Consider the following 18,254-nt stretch of genomic DNA (forward strand, 5'->3'; position numbering starts at 1 on the left):
GCAGCGGCTGCGTCCGGGCAGGTGCCCGGCCACGACACTGCGGGCCCTGTTCCGTCCATCCTGAGTCACCATCCGGTACGGCGGCCGTACGCGCCCACCGTGCTCCCGGCGCGTCGGGGCCCCCGGGCTAACTCGTCGGCGCGGCGGTATCGGTGTGACGGAGTTCCGCGAGCAGTTCGCTCTGCCCGGCCAGCAGCTCGGTGAGAATGCGCCGAGCTGCACGCAGGAGCTCCGCCACGTCGCCGCCGGCCAGGGCGTAGCTGACGGTGGAACCGTCGCGGATGGAGACCACGATGCCCGACCGCCGGAGGACCGCAAGCTGCTGGGAGAGGTTGGACGGTTCGATCTCGATCTCGTTCAGCAGTTCGCGTACGGGCACGGGACCGTTCTGCAGCAGTTCAAGAACGCGGATCCGGACCGGGTGTCCGAGCATGCGGAAGAACTCCGCCTTGGCCTGGTACAGCGGCACCTGCATGCGACAACACTCCCACCCGATTCGACCACTTCCAAGGGCTGCCGGCCGGACCTGCCGGTACCTCGGCGCCCAGCTCCGCCATCCTCCCGTCTCCCGGCCCGGACCGGCCCTCGCCTGCTCACATTCTGATGTGCTGAGTTGAAAACTTCTGCAACTCATGGGCGTGCAGGGTCCCGAAACGCGAAGAGGGTTACAGCTCCAGCTCCGCCTCGATGCGTTTGAGCTGGTGCCTCGCCATGGCCAGGTTCGCCCTGCTCGAGTCCAGGACGACGTACAGGAACATGCCGTTGCCCCCGCGGCCCTTGAGCAGCCGGATGAGGTGGTACTGCCGTGCGAGGGTGATCAGCACGTCCTCGATGTCGTCCTTTAGGCCCAGCATCTCCATGGTGCGCACCTTCGCCCGGATCACGTCGGTGTTCCCGGCCGCCGCCACTCCGAGGTCGAGGTCCTTGCTCCCGCCCAGCGTCCCCAGCGCCATCCCGCTCGTGTAGTCGACCAGAGCGGCCCCCAGGCTCCCCTCGATCGAGGTCATCGCCTCCTTCAGAGACGTTTCCACAGTCAACATCGTTTCCCACTCCCTGTGTGCTCGACGACCCCCGGGCCGGCTTCGGACCCGGGCCGGGTGATGGCCGCAGACGCTACCCACGGGTCGCGGGGAGTCGGGGGAATATCGAGAACTCCGGCAGCACTCGATCTTCCGTGCCCTAGCATCGGGCAATGACCCATGCGCCGGGGTACGGGTGCTGTGCGCCCCGCGCCGCCACGAGGCCGCCGAACGTGCGGGTACTCCCCCGTGGCGCCCGTCAGGCGGCGTCGGCGGCTTCCGCGGCGGTCTCGCCGAGGTGGCGGAGCCGTGCCTCCAGGCGGCCCTCGACGATCCGGGTGTCGAAGGACGGCTGGGGCGCGGTCGCGGGGCCCTTGACGTTCCAGCCGTCGGCCAGCCGGAACACGCTGCCGTGCCAGGGGCAGCGCACGCACCCGTCGGCGATCTCGCCCTCCGAGAGTGGTCCGGCCATGTGGCTGCACCGGTCGGCCAGGACGTGGACGGTGCCGCCCGGCTCCCGGACCACCATGACCGCCACCTCCCCCACGTGGCGCCGCACCGCGTGGCCCACGGGGAGGTCGGCGAGGTCGCCCACCGGGTGCCAGCCGGGTTCCACCAGGTGCGGTACCTGCTCGGCGTGGTTGGCGCCGGCCGCCTGGCGGTACGCGAGGTGGCCGCCCAGCGCCCCGCCGAGGCCCACCGCGGTCAGGCCGGCCAGCCCCAGCGCCTTGCCCCGCGCGGTGCGGCCGCGGGACCTGGCGGCGAAGGAGGCGGCGTACAGGGCGACGGCCGTGATGTTGCCGGCCGCGTGCACCAGCCCCACACGCTGCTGCTCCTTGGGCAGCTCGGCCCAGTCCGTCCAGCCGGCGACCGCCGACGGGCCCGCCGCGAGCAGGCCGACACCGATCAGCGCCCGAGCGCCCCTGCGGTGGCCGGGCAGAGCGTCCAGCACCGCGGCCGACAGCCACGTCCCGATCGGCACCTGCACCATCAGGGGGTGCACCGGGTGGCCGAGCCAGCGCCCGTGCAGCACGTCCCGGCCGGCCCCCAGGGGCACCGCCCGTACCGCGGTCCGTACGGCGTCGATCAGCCGGTCGGCGCCCTGCCACCGCTCCAGCCGGTCCACACCGCGAAGGACACGCCCGGGGCCCTCGGACGACGGCAGCAACCGCCGCGCGGTTGCTCCCGCGCGGCCACTCGTGAAGGAAGCGTCCATGGCGCACGGGTAGCCCTCCGGGCCGCACGGAAACCGGCCGGGTCGCGCGGGCCCGTGGCCCGTGTACGGACGGGGCCGTGCCCGGCGCGCGGACGGGTGCGCCGTGCGCGTGCGAGTCGCGGTGCGAGTCGCGGCGCGCCTAGGGGCGTGCCCGCGGGGTAGTCGGCGGAGTGCCGGGGGCGGGCGCACGGGCGCGGGCGCCGCTCGGGCACCGAGCAAGGAGGCTGATCATGCACCGGTCGATCGCGGAACAGAGCGTCGAGCAGCTCGGCGGCGACGCGAGCGTCCTGGCCAGGCAGCGCCGGGACCACGCGGAACTGGACCGTCTCATGACCCTGTACGAGTCGGGCCGCGGGCCGGCCGAGGAGCGCCGGCGGACGCTCAGGGACGTCCTGCAGCTCACCTTCAGCCACGCCTTCGCCGAGGAGACCGTCCTGTGGCCGGCCCTGCGCCGTCTGGCGAGCGACGGGGAGGAGCTGACGACGAGGGTCGAGAGCGAGCACCAGCGGATCAACGACCTGGTCGCGGAGCTGGAGACGATCGGCCCGGACGACCCCCGCCACGACGAGCTGACCGCCGAGGCGTTCGCCCTGATCCGGCAGGACATCCGAGACGAGGAGGACCTGCTGCTGCCGCGGCTTCAGGAGTGCCTCGACAGGGCGCGGCTGCGCCGGCTGGGCTCGGCGTGGGAGACGGTGCGCCGCACCGCGCCGACGCGCCCTCACTCCGTGGTGCCCCGCAGGCCGCCGGCCAACGCCGTCCTGGGCGTACCGCTGAGCGCCGTCGACCGGATCAGGGACCTCCTCCCGGCCGGCACAAGGGTGCCGGCCGGGAGGACGCTCGCGGTGACGGCCGCCTGCCTCGGCGCCGGCTGGTTGATCGCGAACCGTCTCCGAAGGGGGCGCTGACCCCGACGACGGACGGCCGTCGGGACGTGGTCGAGGTCACCGGTCACCGGTCGCCGGTAGGGGTGGTCCGTAGGCCGGGGGCCGGCGGAAGGTGGCTCCTCACCCGCGCGGGGAGACGGCCTTGCTGTCGTAGACGTTGCCCGGGGTGACGACCTGGGTGATCGCACGGGCGAGGAGCGTGGACGGCTCCTGACCCTGCCGGCGGGCGTCGGTGTTGATCATGATGACCATGGTGGCCTTGCGCGACGGCAGGTACACGGTCACGGTCTCGTACCCGGGGATCGATCCGTTGTGGCCGATCCACCCGTTGGCGTCGAAGATCCCGAGGCCGTAGCTGGTGCCGGGGAAGCCGGTCGGCAGCGTCTTGAGCCGCTGGGCCTGGGTCGCGGGGCCGAGCAGCTCGCCGGTGGCGAGGATCTTCGCCCAGCGCCGCAGGTCGTGCAGGTTCGAGATCATCGCGCCGGCCGCCCAGGCCCAGCTGGGGTTCCAGTCCGTGGCGTCCACGACGGCGCCGGTCGGCGTCTGGTCGGTGTAGCCGCGGGGGTGCGGCTCGGGGAACTCGGCGCCGTCCCGCGGGAACAGTGTGTGGTGCAGGCGGGCCGGGCGCAGGACCCGGTGGTGGATGAAGTCGGCGAGCCGGTGGCCGCTGACCTTCTCGATCACCAGGCCGAGCAGGACGAGGTTGGTGTTGGAGTACTGGAACGCCTTGCCCGGCGCGAAGGTGTTCGGGTGCTTGAAGCCGTACGCGAGCACCTCGTGCGGGCCGAAGTGCCGCCCGGGGTCGCTCTCCAGCTCCTGGATGAAGTCGGGGTCGGCGGTGTACGGGAACAGGCCGCTGCGCATGCCGGCGAGCTGCCGCAGGGTGATCCGGTGTCCGTTCGGGACACCGGCGACGTACCGGGAGATGGGGTCGTCCAGCCGGACCCGCCCGTCGTCGACGAGTTCGAGGAGCGCGGTGACGGTGAAGGTCTTGGTCTCGCTGCCGATCCGGACGTAGGAGTCGACGGCCATCGGTTCGCGGGTGCGGGTGTCGGCGACGCCCGTCGCCCGGACGTACTGCCCCTTGCCCGGCATCCACAGTCCGACGACGACACCCGGGATACGGGCCTGCTTGCGGACGTTCTCGATCGTCCTGTCCAGGCGGGCGGTCAGCTCGGGTCCGAGGCCGCAGTGGTGGCGGCACGTGTCGTCACCGTGGCGGTCGGCGGCAGCGGCGTGCACCGCGGTGGGGGGTGTCGCCGCCAGGGGGGCGAGGACGGACGCCGCGAGCAGGGCTGCGGCGAGCGGCCGGCGGTTGAGGATGCGTCGCATGTGGGGGCGCCTTTTCCGGTACGGGGAAGCGGACGGCCACATCAACATCCCGGTCCCGCGGCGCGGGGTCCCGCCTGCCCGGCGGTGCGGCAAGTCCACTCGTTCGGCGCCATGGGGGCGGCCGGCCGCCCGGCGTTCGTGGCGGCCGGTGCGGACCGGGCGGCCGGCTCTCGGTTCAGGCGGTGGACGCGGGGCCGGGCGGCAGGTGGACGGTCATGACCAGGTGGCAGGGTTCGGTGCCGTCGCCGCGGTAGGTGTGGGGGGCGTCGCCGTCGAACGTGGCGGTCTGACCCGCCTCGACGGGGTGCTCGGCACCGTCGACCACCAGGGTCATGCGGCCGGAGGTGACGCTGACGGTCTCGACGACCCCGGCCTGGTGCGGGTGGCTGGGGTATTCCTCGCCCGGTTCGAGCCGCCAGCGCCAGACCTCGACCGGGGCCGGGCCGGACGTGGTGAGCATGAGCCGCGCCTCGCTGCCCCGCGCCCCCGTCCACAGCGGCATCACGGCGTCGGCGGTCACGACCCGTACGCGGCCCTCGGCCGGGCCCTCCAGCAGGGCGGAGACGGAGACGCCGAGGGTGTCGGCAAGCCGGACGAGGGTGGCGAAGTTGGGGTTGCCCTGGGCCTTCTCCAGGCCGACCAGGGCGCCTTTGCTGACCTTGGCGCGGCGGCCGAGTTCGTCCAGGGACAGCGCGGCGCGCCGGCGGGCCGTCCTGACGTTGTGCGCCAGGGTCCGCAGGGCTTCCTCCGCCTCGGCCATTCGATCGTTCTCCTCATCGCGTGACAGACCATTCCACTGCACCGCCCGGTCGTTTGGTTGACAACGCACGGTCGGTTCAATGTACGGTTCGGTCGTTCCACAGCTATCGTAAGGGATGTACGTACCGTGATCGCTCTGCTGCTGGCCCTGGGCAGCTCCCTCGCCTACGGGTGCGCCGACTTCCTCGGCGGACTCGGTGCCCGCAAGGCGCACGTCCTGCGGACCGTCCTCGTCGCGGCTCCGGCCTCCCTCGTCGTCGAACTCCTGCTGTGGCCGTTCCTCGGCGCCTCGTTCGGCACCGGGGTGCTGGTCTGGGGCGCCGCGTCCGGGGTCGCGTCGGCCGCCGCGTTCGTCCTGCTCTACCGCACCCTGGCGATCGGTCCGATGAACGTGCTCTCGCCCGTCACCGCGCTGGTGTCCGCCATGCTGCCGGTCGGGGTCGGCCTGCTCCAGGGCGAGCACCTGGGCGCCGCCGGGCTGCTGGGCCTGCCCCTCGCGCTGGTCGCGGTGGTGCTGGTCAGCGCGGGCCACGGCGCCGGATCGGCCCGCCCCTCCCGTACGGCCCTGCTGCTGGCCCTCGGCGCAGGCGCGGCGATCGCCCTGCAACTGGTGTTCCTGCACCAGGCACCGACCGACAGCGGGGTGGCGCCGCTGATCGTGGGCCGGGCGGTGTCGTCGGCCGTCACCCTCGCGGCCGCGGTGGCGATGTTCCGCCGGCTGGGCCCCGAACGGCCCGCGTACGCGATGTCGGCCGCGGCGGGCGTGCTGGACTCCGTGGCGAACCTGCTGTTCCTGCTCGCCGCCCGCGGCGGCGACCTCGCCGTCGTCGCGGTCATCACCGCCCTCTACCCGGCCGGCACGGTCCTGCTCGCCCGCGGTGTGCTGGCGGAACGCATCCACCGCGGTCAGCTCGTCGGCCTGGGCACGGCCGCCGTCGCGGTCGGCCTCCTCGCCCTCACCTGACCCCCACCGTGGCGGCCGCGGCGACCGCCGGCACCCCGGCGGCGCCGTCACGGGCCGGTCCCGGTCCCGAAGGTCCGCGCCGCTGCCCGGGACGCCTCGCCCACCTCCCCGTACGCCCACCCGAACGGAGAAGCCCCATGACCGTCTTCCGCATCGCCTCCGCCGTCGCGGACGCCTTCCCCGGTACGCGCATCGCCCTGGTCACCGCCACCGGCCTGCGCGGCCGGGAGCCGTGGCCGCACACCGCCGACGCCGTCGAGCGGCTCGAACGCGGGCTCGCCGACGGCACCTGGCGGCCCGCCGACGAGACCGACCCCCGCATCGAGGCATGGCACACCGCCTACCGGTCCTTCGGCACCAATCCGCGCCGCGTCCGCCCCAGCGTCGACGCGCTGGGCCGCCGGCTCGCCAAGAAGGCCGCCCTCCCGCGCATCAGCCCGGCGGTCGACTCCTACAACGCCGTCTCCGTCCGGCACGGCCTGCCCGCCGGCGCCTTCGACCTCGACCACGTCACCGGTGACGTCGACATCCGCCACGCCGAGGGGCACGAGACGTTCACCCCGCTCGGGGAACCCGGCACCGTGGAGCACCCCGCACCGGGCGAGATCGTCTACGCCGACACCACCGGGATCCTCACCCGCCACTGGAACCACCGGGACGCGCACCGCACCCGCGTGACCGAGGACTCCACCCGTGTCGTCTTCGTCCTCGAAACCCTCCACGCCGACCGCGACGGACACCTCCTCGACGCGGCGGCGGAGGAGTTGCGCGCCCTGCTCGCCCCGCACGCGGCCCGGACCGCCGTGCACCTCCTCGACGCGCGGCACCCCCGGGCCACCGCCACCGCCTGACCCGCCCGGCGGACCTCAGGCCGCGTCCCTCCAGACGTGCATGCCCAGTTGCAGGAAGGCGGCTTCCCGCAGGGCCGTCTGCTTGACCTGGATGGTGAGGACGGCGATGTCGCCGGAGGCGTTCCGGGCGCAGAGCTGGGTGCCGTCGCCGGCCGCCGCGAGCGACCAGGTGCGGTACTCGCTGCCGGTGGCGCCGGTGAGGAAGTGGCGGCAGACGTCGAGGGAGGCGGCCTTGCCGTTGAACAGCTGGAGGAACACGGTCCTGTCGCCGCGCAGCGCGCAGTCGGCGTCCTCCTCGCAGTCGAGGCGGATGTCGCCCGCGCGGTCCTCGCGCAGCATCGGCTCGCGGAGGCTCAGCGAGTTCTTCCCGTCGAGCCACACCGGGGACCGTATGGTCGCGCCCGGAGCCGGGGAGACGCCGGGGGCGGCTGCCGCCGCCGGCCGGGTGCCGCCGGTGGTCGGCGGGGTGCCCGACGGGCGCACCGCGGCCCCTGCGGACTTGGTGGCGCCGGGGGTCGAGGCGGGTGTGTCGCCGGCCCGCCCGCCGAGGCCGAACCGGTCCCCGCCGAGCCACGTCAGGCCCGTCAGCGCCAGGGCGCCCGCCGTCACGGCCGCCGCCGCGATCAGCGCGGTACGGCGCCGGTGCGCCCGCCGTCGGGCGGGCTCCAGCAGCAGCGTCGCGGCCTCGGTCGACGGCGCCGCGGGGGTGCGCACCGGATCCGGAGCGGCCGCCACGGGCCCGGCCACCTCGCGCCAGACGGCCGGACCGGCGCCCCCGCCCCCGGCGCCCGGGCCGGCGTCCGCGTCCAGGCGCTCTCGGCACCACTCGACGACCTCCGCCAACGTGACCCGCGCCGCCGGATCGGACGCCAGGCACCGGGCGAACAGCGGGCGCAGCGGCTCCGGCAGCCGGGACAGGGCGGGTTCCTCGTGCACGATCCGGTACAGCACGGCGGGCGCGATGCCGTGCCCGTAGAGCGGTTCGCCCAGCGCCGCGAAGGCCACGGTCTGGGCCAGGGCGAAGACGTCGGTCGCCGGGGTGATGTCACCGGCGGTCGCCTGCTCGGGGGCCATGAAGTGGGGTGTGCCGACGGTGGAACCGGTGGCGGTGTGCGAGGAGAGGTCCGCGGCGACCGAGATGCCGAAGTCGATCACTCGTGGACCGTCGGCGGCCAGCAGCACATTGGACGGCTTGAGGTCCCGGTGCACGATCCCCGCGGCGTGGACGGCCTGGAGTGCCTCGGCCACACCGGCCGTCAGCCACAACAGGGCGGGCAGGGGCAGCGGACCGCGGCGGGCGACGACCTGCGTGAGGGACGGCCCGGGCACGTACAGCGTGGCGAGCCAGGGGGGTGCTCCGTCGGTGTCGGCGTCGACGAGTTCCGCGGTGTAGGCGCCCCTGACCCGGCGGGCCGCCTCCACCTCCCTGCGGAAGCGCCGCCGGAAGGCCGGGTCGTCCGCCAGTTCCGGCCGCACCACCTTGATCGCCACCGGGCGGCCCCCCGGGGTGTGCGACAGGTACACCCGGCCCATGCCCCCCGCGCCGAGCCGGGCCGCGAGGCGGTAACCGGCCACGGCGGCAGGGTCGTCCGCCTGGAGCGGCTGGAACACCTCGGTGGTGCTGCTCATCGGACTGTCGTCCCCCCTGATCCCGAACGGCCGGCGGGCCGGCCCGGCACAGCAGCCTAGACGGCCGCGCGGCCGCCGCTGAGCTGGGCCGCTCCCGCGCCATGTCCATCCGTACGCGTACGGCGAAGGGTGCCGGCGGGGTCGACCGGGGATTCGACCGGGAACCCGGGGGCACCTTGAACTCCATGACCACCGGGGGCACGTTCCGCCACTGCCTCACCGACGCGCTCGGTCCGGTGGTGGCGCCCCTGTCTGGCCGAGCACCGTGCAAGCGACCGACCGTGGAGGCATCCATGAGCGAGCAGGCCGCAATCTGGTTCCCGAGCGGCACGGCGGGCATCGTGCTGCTGACCGTGGCCATCGTTGCGATCTTGGTGGGAACCGCCATGGGGAGGTCCAGGAGGCGCCGGTAGGAGTCGGATACGCCGCGGGCCGCCCTCCTGACCTGTGATGACGCCTCGGTCAGGAGGGCGGCCCGCGGTCACGGATCAGGCACGGGGGTCAGGACGGGTCGCCGTACTGGAGGCCGCGGCCGTTGGTGCCGATGTAGACGCGGCCGTAGGTGTCGGGGTCGCCGGTGACGACGCCCTGACTGCCGATGGCGCCCCACTGGTGGGCTTCGTCGTTGACGCGGGTCCAGGTGGCGCCCTTGTCGGTGGAGCGGAAGACACCGGTGACGCCGTTGACCGTGCCGATCAGGTACAGCGTCTGGTACGAGGCGCGCGGCGCGGCCTTGCCGAAGCCGACCGCCGAGGCTGACGTCACCGAGGTGAGCCGGGTGAACGTGCGGCCACCGTCCGTGGAGTGGAGCAGGCCCTTGCCGCCGCCCGTGATCCACAGGTCGCCGGCCCGGCCCGGGAGGGCCTTGAGGCGGCCGTCGGCGGGCAGGCCGGTCGCGCGGGCGGTGAAGGTCGCGCCGCCGTCGGTGCTGGCGTGGAGGGTGCCGCCGGACAGGGAGTAGAAGGTGCGGGCGGAGGAGCGGTCGGCGACGACCTCTGCCCCCGTGCCGAGCCCCCGCACCTTCGACCAGGTCGCTCCCCTGTCCGTCGAGCGGTACGGGGACTGCCCGGACTGGGTCCACACCAGCGTGGAGCCGTCCGCCGCGAGGGCGATACGGCCGCTGTGGGCGCCGGCCACCGGTTCCGCGGCGAAGCCCCGCCAGGTGACGCCACCGTCGGTGGAGTAGGCGCCGTCCTGCGCGCCACCCGTACCGACCCGCGCCATCACCGACGGCTTCGACGCGGCGTAGTCGATGTCGGTGCCGTTGCTCATCAGCGGGTTCTTCATCCGCCCGGACGGCACCCGCGTCAGATCGACGTGGCGGAATCCGCCCTGGTCACCCATGGCGGTCAGGACGGTCGCGCCGCCGGGCGGAGCGATGGCGTCGAGGATCGCCGTCTCCTCCAGACCCTTGGCCCCTGCGGTCCAATGGCTCGTCACGGCATCGGCGTCCTCGCTCCGCCAGATCCCGTTGCCGGTGCCGTACAGCACGTGCCCGGAGTCGAACGGGTCGATCGCGAGGGCCGTCATCCAGTGACCGGTGTGGGTGCCGACGTACGGCGCGCCGGAGGCGTCCCGTACGGACTTGCCCGCGAGGGCCTTCCAGGTCGAGCCGCCGTCCGTGGTTCGGTAGATCTCGTCCTCGGGGTACCAGCGGCCCAGCGTCGTGACCATCACCGTGGACGGCTTGCGCGGGTCGACCGCGAGTCCCGAGAAGCCGTACGAGCCCTGCGAGGGGGACACGTCCTTCCAGCCCCCGCCGCGCGGCGTGTACTTGTGGACCGAGCCGCCGGTGACGCCGTTGGGCCCGAGGTTGTCGGTGTACGTCACATACAGCGTGCCGTCGCCCGTGACGACACCGTGCTGTGGCAGCTGGCCCTTCGGCTGCCCGGCGACCGCCTGCCATGTCGCTCCGCCGTCGGTCGACCGGTAGAGGGACGTGGATCTGTCGGCGACACCGGCGTACACGGTGTTGCCGCCCTTCGGCCCGTACGTCACGAACGTGATGCCGGCGCCGCTGCCCGCCCCGTCCTTGACCGGGAAGGACTCGACCCGACGCCAGGTCGCACCGTAGTCGGTGGACCGCCACAGCCCGTTCTTGCGGGAGCCGAGGAGCAGGTTCGAGTGGTTCGACGGGTCGACGACGAGGCGTTCCCCGGCGCCGCGGCCGTCCTCGTTGGCGCCGAGCTTGAACGGCAGCTCGGTGCGCTGGAAGGTGCGGCCGCGGTCGGTGGAGCGGAGGATCGCGCCGTTGCCCGCCCAGTCGTTGGTGTACGTGCCCGCGCCGAGGTAGAGCCGGTCGGGGTCGACGGGGTCGGTGGCGAGGGAATCGATACCGAGCAGGTTCCAGTCCTTCTCGCCGAGCCAGTCGGTCAGCGGGATCCACTCCTCGGCGCGGGCGTCCCAGCGGTACGCGCCGCCCATGTCGGTGCGGGCGTACAGCAGCCCCCGCTCACGCTGGTTGAAGACGAGGCCCGAGACGTAACCGCCGCCGACGACCTGCGCGTTCCTCCACGTGTACGGTGCCGCCGCGGACGGCCGGGCCTTCGCGGCCCGGGATTCGTCCTGCGTGAGCAGCAGGTACGGCACGGCCGCGGCGGGCACCGCGAGCAGCAGGGCGATGGCGCCCCGGCGGCGACGGTGCAGACCGCGCCGCCGGGAGCCCGTGCGGGTGGGGGGAGAGATGTTCATGGGGTAGGTGTGCTCCTTGCGGGTGACTGTCTGTGGAACGGCTCAGCGCTGGAGGGTCAGAACACCCGGCCGGTACGGCAGCGCGTCGTAGGGGGCGTCCGAGTTCGGGGACTTGCCCTGGTACAGCAGCTGGAGGCGGCACGGATCGACGGTCATGGTCTGGTCCGGGTTGGAGCGGACCAGGTCACCGTGGCTGATGTCGTTGGTCCAGGTCGCACCGCTGTTGGCCTTGCCCGCGAAGGGGTTGGACTCGGTGGCGGCCTGCGGGGTCCACGTACCGTTCAGGCTGGCCGCCGTGAAGGAGCGGAAGTAGCGGTTCTCGTTGGCGCCCCGCGCCTCGACGATCATCAGGTACTGGTTGTGGCCCTGGACCTTGTAGACCTGCGGTGCCTCGAAGAGGTTCTTGACCGTGTCGCTCATGGCCGTCTGGTACGACGAGCCGAAGTTGCCGGGGAAATTCCCGATCGGCATGGACGCCCGGTAGATCTTGCCGTTGTCACCGGCGAAGAAGAGGTACATGTTCTGGTCGTCGCCGATCAGCGTCTGGTCGATCGGACCGGTCCGGGAGTCGGGCAGGCTGCCGGTGAACAGGGGCTGCGGCGCGGACCAGCCGTTGGGGTCGGTCGGGTCGGCGGAGGTGCGGTAGCTGAAGGGCGAAGCCCCCCACTGGTACGTCAGCACCCAGATCCTCTTCGGCGCGAAGTAGAAGAGGGTGGGCGCGACCGCGTTCTGGTTCATTTTCGTCTGCGTTGCGGTCCCCATGCCGGACCAGTCGGTGAACGGGGCGAACGCCATCGAGCCGTACGAGGTACCCGTCCACATCGACCCGTAGACGAGGTGCTTGCCGTTGTAAGGGACGTGGGTGAAGTCCTTCAGCGAGGCCCAGCCGTTGGCGGGCTGCGCGAGGGCGCCGGTCGAGCTCCACTTGTACGTGGACGGCAGCGCGCACGTGCCACCGGCCGACCCGGAGGGGGCGGTCCACTTCTGGTTGCCGACGCCGGCGCAGGTGTACAGCTGGATCCTGGTGCCGTTGGACGTGCCGGCGCCGATCGCGTCCACGCACTTGCCGGACTGGACGCCGGAGATCGAACCGTTGGTGTTGATGTCCCACTGCTGGTTCGTGCCGCCGTTGCAGTCCCAGATCACCACCTCGGTGCCGTTCGCCGTGCCCTTCGCCTTCGCGTCCAGGCACTTGTTGCCGAACACCTTCAGCTGCTTGGCAGCGGTGTACGTCCAGCTCTGGTTCGCCTGCCCGTTGCAGTCCCTCAGCTGTACTTGCGTGCCGTTGGCGGTCGAGGAGTCGGGGACGTCGATACAGCGGCCGGAGGACACGCCCTTGATCTCACCGGTGCCGTCGCCCGGGTCGGCCGGGGTCGTGCCCGACCCGGCGGCGAACGCCTTCTTGACGGCGTCGTACGCGGGCTTCGGCTTGCCGGCCGCGTCGAAGAGGAGCGGCTTCTCGTCCGCGCGCCACGAGTCGCTGTCGCGGACTCCCCACACCGTGATCCCGGTGCAGCGCTTCACGCCGAGGCAGGCGTTGACCGCACTCGCGTAGTGCGTGGGGGACGCCTGGGCGATGTCCAGTTCGGTGATCTGCACGTCGACGCCGAGGGCGGCGAAGTTGGCGAGGGTCGTCCTGAAGCCGGCCGGCGGGCCGCCCGCCCCGAAGTGGCTCTGGAAGCCGACGCAGTCGATGGGGACACCACGCGCCTTGAAGTCCTTGACCAGGCGGTACACGCCCTGGGTCTTGGCGGCGGACCAGTCCTCGATGTTGTAGTCGTTGTAGCAGAGTTTCGCGGCCGGGTCGGCCGCGCGGGCGGTGCGGAACGCCTCCTCGATGAAGCCGCTGCCGAGCACCTTCTTGAACACCGACTCGCGCAGCGCACCGCTGCCGCCGTCCTGGAAGGCCTCGTTGACCACGTCCCAGGCGTAGATCTTGCCCTTGTAGCGGCCCATGGTGGTGGTGATGTGGTTGTTCGTGACGCTGCGCAGCGTGCTCGGGTCTTTGATCGCGTTCACCCAGTCCGGCAACTGCGAGTGCCACACCGTGGTGTGGCCGCGCAACCGCTGGCCGCGCTCCAGGGCGTGGGCGACGATCCGGTCCGCGGCACCGAACCGGAACGTCCCGCGGGACGGCTCGATCGCGTCCCACTTCATCTCGTTCTCCGGGGTGATCATGTTGAACTCCCGGTCCGCGATCGTGGTGTACGTCGCGTCGCCGAGCCGGCCGGCGGCTGTCGCGGTGCCGAAGTACCGGCCCGACGAGGACGCCTCGGCCTGCAGGCTCGCGGCCCCGGCGGAGTGGGGAAGCAACGTCACGACACCGGCCACGAGCGCCGAGGCCGTCAGGCCGATCGTCAGCGTCCGGCGGGGCCGGCGGAGGCGGTGCAGGCCCTTCCGGGGTTCGTCGGTGTGTCTGGTCATGGGGAGTGGCCTTCTTCAGGGGACAGGTCAGCGGGGGAGCCCGTGAATGGGCGCCCCTGAAGAGGAGGCCGGGGACGGCGGGACGGCGTAACGAAAAATGTGCGCGCCCGCGCAGTGACGGATCTCGCAGCGGAAAAGCGTAATGCGGGGCGCGGTCGTGACGTCAGGTCCCTGCGCTCACGTCAGCGGCGCGCGGACGACGAAAGAGGCCTGGCCGGTGAAGGCACGCGTGCCGTTGAAGCCGTCGAGGCGGATCGATCCGTCGCGGGGGCGCAGGGCGGAGCCCGGGTAGTTGTGCGCGTACAGAGTCACCGATCCGTCGACCGTCCCGGGGCGCGGGCAGAAGGTGGCGTCCTCCCGGAACAGCCGGCTGCCGTCGTCGGCGCTCAGGCGCAGCCGCAGATAGTGGTGGCGCAGATAGCGGCCGTCGGCCGCCCGGAACGTGACACACCGGCTGTCCGCGAGCCCCTCGCTGACGGTGAAGGTGGCCCGAACGCTGCTGAGGGTCGCGAAGTCGCCGTCGTGCGAGAGGAACTGGCCGGGCCGTTCCACGGACTCCAGGGACCGCACGCCCAGCGGAACCACGGCCGGGCCCGACGGCGACGGCGTGGCCGAGGGAGCCGGGGTGGGCGTACCGGCCGTCGGCCCGGCGGTGACGACGGGCGTCCGGTGCTCCGGTTCGGGCCAGGCGACGTACGTGGCGGTCCCGGTGACGAGCACCGCACCGGTGGCGAGGGCCGCGATCGGATGGGCGGTCACCGCGTGGAGCTTGCCGAGCAGAGCGCCGCCCCCTGCCGCCGTACCCGTGGCGCTCGCGGTTGCTGCCGTCGTCACCGTCGTACCCGACAGCAAGCCCTTGGCGACCAGCGCCCCGAGGAGCGCCGCCGGCACGGCCAGTGGCGTGAGGCCGGTCAGCAGCAACTCGGCCGGTACCCGCTCGGCCGCCGTCGCGTTGCATGTCGCGCAGTCGCGCGTGTGCCTAGCGATCCGCTTGCGCCACACGGACGTTCGCGCACCGTCCCAGCCGGAGACGGTCGCGCTCAGGCCCGGACAGCGCGGGTCGGCCGCCAGCGCGGCGACGATCGTCCGGCTCAGTTCCAGCTGCTCGCGCATGCGCTGCAGGCGAACTCCCGCGTGGGAGACGCCGACGCCGGTCGCGTCGGCGATGTCCTGGCGGCTGAGCAGTCCGGCGCACTCCTGCCACCACAGCGAAAGGAGCACCCGGTGTTCCTCGTCGAGCCAACGGGCGGCTTCGACCACCTGTCCGCGCTCGTCCGACATGCGCAGCCGCAGGATCGTCGTGTCCTCCAGAGGGGCCGCGTCCGGCACCGGGAGCGCCTCGTCGATGAGCGCGGTCCGATCGGCGAGTGTGCGCTGCCGCTGCCAGTACGTAGTGACCTGCCGGAGCGTGATCGACACGAGCCACGAGCGGAAGCTCTCCGGAGCCCGCAGGGCGGGCAGGTCGCGTACCGCGCGCAGCAGCGTCTCCTGGACCACGTCGTCCACGTCGGCATGGCCGTTCAGCGCCCGTCCCACGATGTTGTACAGCAACGGAAGATATGCGGAGACGAGTTCCTCGCGCGCCCGCTCGTCACCGCGTTGCGCCGCGACGACCAGCTCCACGTGATCCGCGTCCATGAGTCCTGGTCCCATCTTCTTCAGGCGGGTGATCCGCCGAGTTCGGCGGATCACCCTAAACGTGTGGACCACGACGTCGTCCCCCCGGGGTGACGATCATGCGACGTGCGGGGCAGTCGCCTTTCTCGGCGGGCTCCGGAATCGCCGCACTTTCAGCATGCGACGTCATCGGAAGACGTCGGCTTCCCCCGGCGCGCTGCGAAGGCGGCATGCTCGGGCAGCGTCGGACTCACGCCTTGCGCTCAAGCGCTTCGCGCCGCGCTTCTGCGCTGGTCGCGAGCGCTCTGCCGGACATCGCGAAGGGCGCCGTCAGGGGATGTGCGCCCTTCCGGGCAGTCCCCCCAAGGCCGGCCACTCCCGCGGCTGCATTCAGCTGCCCGGCGCCGCGTTCCGCGCCGGGCCGCGCGGTTGCCGGCCGGGCCGGCCGTCTCGGTGGGCCGGGTGGGTCGGGGCGTCAGCCCTGGCGGGGGCCGCTCTCGGAGTCGTTGGGGTCGACACCGGTGAACGCGGTGTCATCCTTCGTTCCGGAGGGACGTCCGGAACGGCCCTTGCGGCCGGTGTCCCGCATGCCCTTCTCCGACTTCTCCCCGTACTCCTCACCCCGCGTGGTGCCGCTCTCGGCCTCGTCGCCGGGCACGGAGGCGCGCTCCTCCTTGGAGGTCTTGCGGCCCGGGCCGGGCGGAGGGGCGTCCTGTGGCCGGAAGGAGCGGCGGGCGCTCGGGTTCTCCTGCTGCCGGGTCTCGTCGACGTCGGGGGACCAACCGTGGTGCTCGGATCCCTTGTGCCGGCTCGCCCCCTGGCCGTGTGACGGCTCCGATGGCTTCTGTTCCTTGGGCATGCGCCGACCTGCCTGTCCGCTGCGGTGGAGGCACGTCTCCCGTGCCATGGCAGTAGAAATTTTTCCACTTCCCCGCAAAATCGGCATATCGACCAGGTCCGGAGGTCTGTGGCCATACGGCTGTCCCTACCGACCATGTGGCACGAACCGCGACCCTTACGAGTGATGCGCGGGATTCGTGTCGACGGCCCGGTGAGCCCGTGCCGGACCATCTCAGGCAGCCGGTTCGCGTCACCACCGACCGCCGCACCCGGGAGGGTCGCCATGCGCATCCTGCTCGTCGCCAGTGCCTACAACAGTCTCACCCAGCGCGTGCACGCCGAGCTGCGCGAGCGGGGGCACACCGTCGCCGTCGAGGTGACACGCCATGGCGGTGACGTTCGTGCCGCCGTCGGCCGGCACGCGCCCGAGCTGGTGGTGGCGCCCATGCTGAAGGCGGTCGTCCCACGTGACGTGTGGACAGCCCGGACCTGCCTGATCGTGCACCCGGGCCCCGTGGGCGACCGGGGGCCGTCCTCCCTGGACTGGGCCGTCCAAGAGGCTGCCGGGGAGTGGGGCGTCACCGTGCTCCAGGCGGAGGAGGAGATGGACGCCGGGCCCGTCTGGGCGACGGCGACGTTCCCCGTCCCGCCGGTGGCCAAGAGCGATCTGTATCGCAACGAACTGGCCGACGCCGCCGTCGAAGCGGTGCTCCTGGCGGTCGAACGCTTCGCCTCCGGCCGGTACGTTCCCCTCGACCAGGGCACCCTCCCCAAGGCGGCGGGTGCGCGCACCAGGCCCCCGATGCGCCAGGCGGCCCGCCGTATCGCGTGGGCCGACGACAGCACCGACTCGGTGCTGCGCACGCTGCGTGCCGCCGACTCCCAGCCAGGTGTCCTGGACGACCTCCTCGGCGGGGAGTGGTTCCTCCACGGCGGCCACCCCGAGCGCGGGCTGCGCGGCCGCCCGGGCGAGCTGCTCGCCACCCGGGCGGGCGCAATCTGCCGGGCCACCGCCGACGGGGCGGTGTGGATTCCCGAGTTGCGGGCGCGTACCGGACCCGGCGCTCCGCGCGCCTGCAAGCTGCCCGCCACCCTCGCGCTGAGCGGCTGCCCGGAACTGGCCGGCCTGCCCGAGCTGCCCTCCCCCGCACTCCCACCCGCCGACGACGACAGCACCTGGTCGGACATCCGCTACCGGGAGGACGGCCCGGTGGGCGTCCTGTCGTTCTCGTTCCCGGGCGGCGCGATGTCCACCGAGCACTGCCGGCGTCTGCTGGACGCCTACCGGGCGGCGTGCGCCCGGCCCACCACCGTGCTGGTCCTGGGCGGTGGCCGGGACTTCTTCTCCAACGGCATCCACCTGGGCGTCATCGAGGCCGCGGCCGATCCGGCTGCCGAGTCATGGGCCAACATCAACGCCATGGACGACCTCGTCGAGGCGATCCTCACCACCACCGACCGCCTCGTCGTCAGCGCGATCGGCGGCAACGCCGCCGCCGGGGGCGTCATGCTGGCCCTGGCCGCCGACGAGGTGTGGTGCCGCTCCGGCTCCGTGCTCAACCCGCACTACCGGCGCATGGGGCTGTACGGCTCGGAGTACTGGACCTACAGCCTGCCCCGCCGGGTCGGCGCCGCCATGGCCGAGCAGCTCACCGAGGAGGCGCTCCCGGTCACCGCCGCCCATGCCCAGGACGTCGGCCTCGTCGACCGGGTGGTCGAGTGCGCCCCCTCGCGCTTCACGGCCGAGGTCACCGGGATGGCCGCCCACCTCGCCACCTCGCCGCGCGCCCAGGCGCTCCTCGCCGGGAAGAAGGCGGAGAGCGAGCACCGGGAGTCCGTCACCCCATTGGCGGACGTCCGTGCGCGGGAACTGGCGCATATGCGGGACATCTTCCAGAACCCCGCCGCGCCCTACCACGCACTGCGCAGGGCGTTCGTCCGCAAGGAACCGGCCGCCGCCGGACGAGCCGCCGCGGGTGCGAGGAGCGTCCCGCTGGCGGACTCTTAGCCCGGTAAAGGCCTACT

General features: G+C 72.8%; 14 protein-coding genes. 4 read left to right on the forward strand and 10 right to left on the reverse strand.

Features of this window, described 5'->3' with window-relative positions:
- Positions 1-127: 127 nt before the first annotated feature.
- The 3 genes from A4V12_RS20935 to A4V12_RS20945 all read right to left on the reverse strand — a co-directional run bounded on the left by A4V12_RS20935 (position 128) and on the right by A4V12_RS20945 (position 2,235).
- Positions 128-475, reverse strand: a complete 348-nt coding sequence (locus A4V12_RS20935) for an ArsR/SmtB family transcription factor (protein ID WP_064070857.1) — start codon at positions 473-475, stop codon at positions 128-130.
- Between the two features lie 190 nt (positions 476-665).
- Positions 666-1,040, reverse strand: a complete 375-nt coding sequence (locus tag A4V12_RS20940) for a hypothetical protein (protein ID WP_064070858.1) — start codon at positions 1,038-1,040, stop codon at positions 666-668.
- A 238-nt stretch (positions 1,041-1,278) separates the two neighbouring features.
- Positions 1,279-2,235, reverse strand: coding sequence for a Rieske 2Fe-2S domain-containing protein (locus A4V12_RS20945; RefSeq protein ID WP_079137199.1), 957 nt, complete (start codon positions 2,233-2,235; stop codon positions 1,279-1,281).
- A 230-nt stretch (positions 2,236-2,465) separates the two neighbouring features.
- On the opposite strand from A4V12_RS20945, the gene A4V12_RS20950 reads away from it, so the two are divergent.
- On the forward strand, positions 2,466-3,143 hold the full coding sequence (locus tag A4V12_RS20950) for a hemerythrin domain-containing protein (RefSeq protein ID WP_064070859.1): 678 nt from the start codon (positions 2,466-2,468) through the stop codon (positions 3,141-3,143).
- 99 nt (positions 3,144-3,242) lie between these two features.
- Here the strand turns inward: A4V12_RS20950 and A4V12_RS20955 are convergent, their stop codons facing one another.
- Positions 3,243-4,454, reverse strand: a complete 1,212-nt coding sequence (locus A4V12_RS20955) for a serine hydrolase domain-containing protein (RefSeq protein ID WP_064070860.1) — start codon at positions 4,452-4,454, stop codon at positions 3,243-3,245.
- A 175-nt stretch (positions 4,455-4,629) separates the two neighbouring features.
- Entirely contained in the window at positions 4,630-5,214 is a 585-nt protein-coding gene (locus A4V12_RS20960) for a helix-turn-helix domain-containing protein (RefSeq protein ID WP_064070861.1), read from the reverse strand.
- A 126-nt stretch (positions 5,215-5,340) separates the two neighbouring features.
- Here A4V12_RS20960 and A4V12_RS20965 point away from each other — a divergent pair, with 126 nt between their 5' ends.
- Positions 5,341-6,177 carry an EamA family transporter gene (locus A4V12_RS20965; RefSeq protein WP_064070862.1) on the forward strand — a complete coding sequence of 279 codons (837 nt, stop codon included), beginning with the start codon at positions 5,341-5,343 and terminating at the stop codon, positions 6,175-6,177.
- Between the two features lie 137 nt (positions 6,178-6,314).
- The gene (locus A4V12_RS20970) at positions 6,315-7,028 is read left to right on the forward strand and encodes a B3/B4 domain-containing protein (protein ID WP_064070863.1); all 714 of its coding nucleotides are present in this window, start codon (positions 6,315-6,317) and stop codon (positions 7,026-7,028) included.
- Between the two features lie 15 nt (positions 7,029-7,043).
- Here A4V12_RS20970 and A4V12_RS20975 read toward each other — a convergent pair whose 3' ends face one another.
- The 5 genes from A4V12_RS20975 to A4V12_RS21000 all read right to left on the reverse strand — a co-directional run bounded on the left by A4V12_RS20975 (position 7,044) and on the right by A4V12_RS21000 (position 16,248).
- A complete protein-coding gene (locus tag A4V12_RS20975) occupies positions 7,044-8,657 on the reverse strand; it encodes a serine/threonine-protein kinase (RefSeq protein WP_064070864.1) in 1,614 nt (537 codons plus the stop codon).
- Positions 8,658-9,158: 501 nt separating this feature from the next.
- Positions 9,159-11,348 (reverse strand): carbohydrate-binding protein, encoded by a 2,190-nt coding sequence (locus tag A4V12_RS20985; RefSeq protein WP_064070866.1) that lies wholly within the window; start codon positions 11,346-11,348, stop codon positions 9,159-9,161.
- 42 nt (positions 11,349-11,390) lie between these two features.
- Positions 11,391-13,772, reverse strand: coding sequence for a non-reducing end alpha-L-arabinofuranosidase family hydrolase (locus A4V12_RS20990; RefSeq protein WP_064070867.1), 2,382 nt, complete (start codon positions 13,770-13,772; stop codon positions 11,391-11,393).
- A 177-nt stretch (positions 13,773-13,949) separates the two neighbouring features.
- On the reverse strand, positions 13,950-15,410 hold the full coding sequence (locus tag A4V12_RS20995; RefSeq protein ID WP_064070868.1) for a sigma-70 family RNA polymerase sigma factor: 1,461 nt from the start codon (positions 15,408-15,410) through the stop codon (positions 13,950-13,952).
- 454 nt (positions 15,411-15,864) lie between these two features.
- Positions 15,865-16,248, reverse strand: a complete 384-nt coding sequence (locus A4V12_RS21000) for a hypothetical protein (protein ID WP_064070869.1) — start codon at positions 16,246-16,248, stop codon at positions 15,865-15,867.
- A gap of 264 nt (positions 16,249-16,512) precedes the next feature.
- Here A4V12_RS21000 and A4V12_RS21005 point away from each other — a divergent pair, with 264 nt between their 5' ends.
- Positions 16,513-18,237, forward strand: a complete 1,725-nt coding sequence (locus A4V12_RS21005) for a hydrogenase maturation protein (RefSeq protein WP_064070870.1) — start codon at positions 16,513-16,515, stop codon at positions 18,235-18,237.
- The last annotated feature ends 17 nt before the right edge of the window (positions 18,238-18,254 follow it).

The sequence above is a fragment of the Streptomyces noursei genome, assembly GCF_001646665.1.
Lineage (GTDB): Bacteria > Actinomycetota > Actinomycetes > Streptomycetales > Streptomycetaceae > Streptomyces > Streptomyces lavendulocolor.

Coding starts and splice junctions, on each gene's coding strand:
- A4V12_RS20985 (WP_064070866.1), bottom strand. CDS start 11,348: ATGAACATCTCTCCCCCCACCCGCACGGGCTCCCGGCGGCGCGGTCTG.
- A4V12_RS20935 (WP_064070857.1), bottom strand. CDS start 475: ATGCAGGTGCCGCTGTACCAGGCCAAGGCGGAGTTCTTCCGCATGCTC.
- A4V12_RS20945 (WP_079137199.1), bottom strand. CDS start 2,235: ATGGACGCTTCCTTCACGAGTGGCCGCGCGGGAGCAACCGCGCGGCGG.
- A4V12_RS20975 (WP_064070864.1), bottom strand. CDS start 8,657: ATGAGCAGCACCACCGAGGTGTTCCAGCCGCTCCAGGCGGACGACCCT.
- A4V12_RS20950 (WP_064070859.1), top strand. CDS start 2,466: ATGCACCGGTCGATCGCGGAACAGAGCGTCGAGCAGCTCGGCGGCGAC.
- A4V12_RS21000 (WP_064070869.1), bottom strand. CDS start 16,248: ATGCCCAAGGAACAGAAGCCATCGGAGCCGTCACACGGCCAGGGGGCG.
- A4V12_RS20960 (WP_064070861.1), bottom strand. CDS start 5,214: ATGGCCGAGGCGGAGGAAGCCCTGCGGACCCTGGCGCACAACGTCAGG.
- A4V12_RS20990 (WP_064070867.1), bottom strand. CDS start 13,772: ATGACCAGACACACCGACGAACCCCGGAAGGGCCTGCACCGCCTCCGC.
- A4V12_RS21005 (WP_064070870.1), top strand. CDS start 16,513: ATGCGCATCCTGCTCGTCGCCAGTGCCTACAACAGTCTCACCCAGCGC.
- A4V12_RS20995 (WP_064070868.1), bottom strand. CDS start 15,410: ATGGACGCGGATCACGTGGAGCTGGTCGTCGCGGCGCAACGCGGTGAC.
- A4V12_RS20970 (WP_064070863.1), top strand. CDS start 6,315: ATGACCGTCTTCCGCATCGCCTCCGCCGTCGCGGACGCCTTCCCCGGT.
- A4V12_RS20955 (WP_064070860.1), bottom strand. CDS start 4,454: ATGCGACGCATCCTCAACCGCCGGCCGCTCGCCGCAGCCCTGCTCGCG.
- A4V12_RS20940 (WP_064070858.1), bottom strand. CDS start 1,040: ATGTTGACTGTGGAAACGTCTCTGAAGGAGGCGATGACCTCGATCGAG.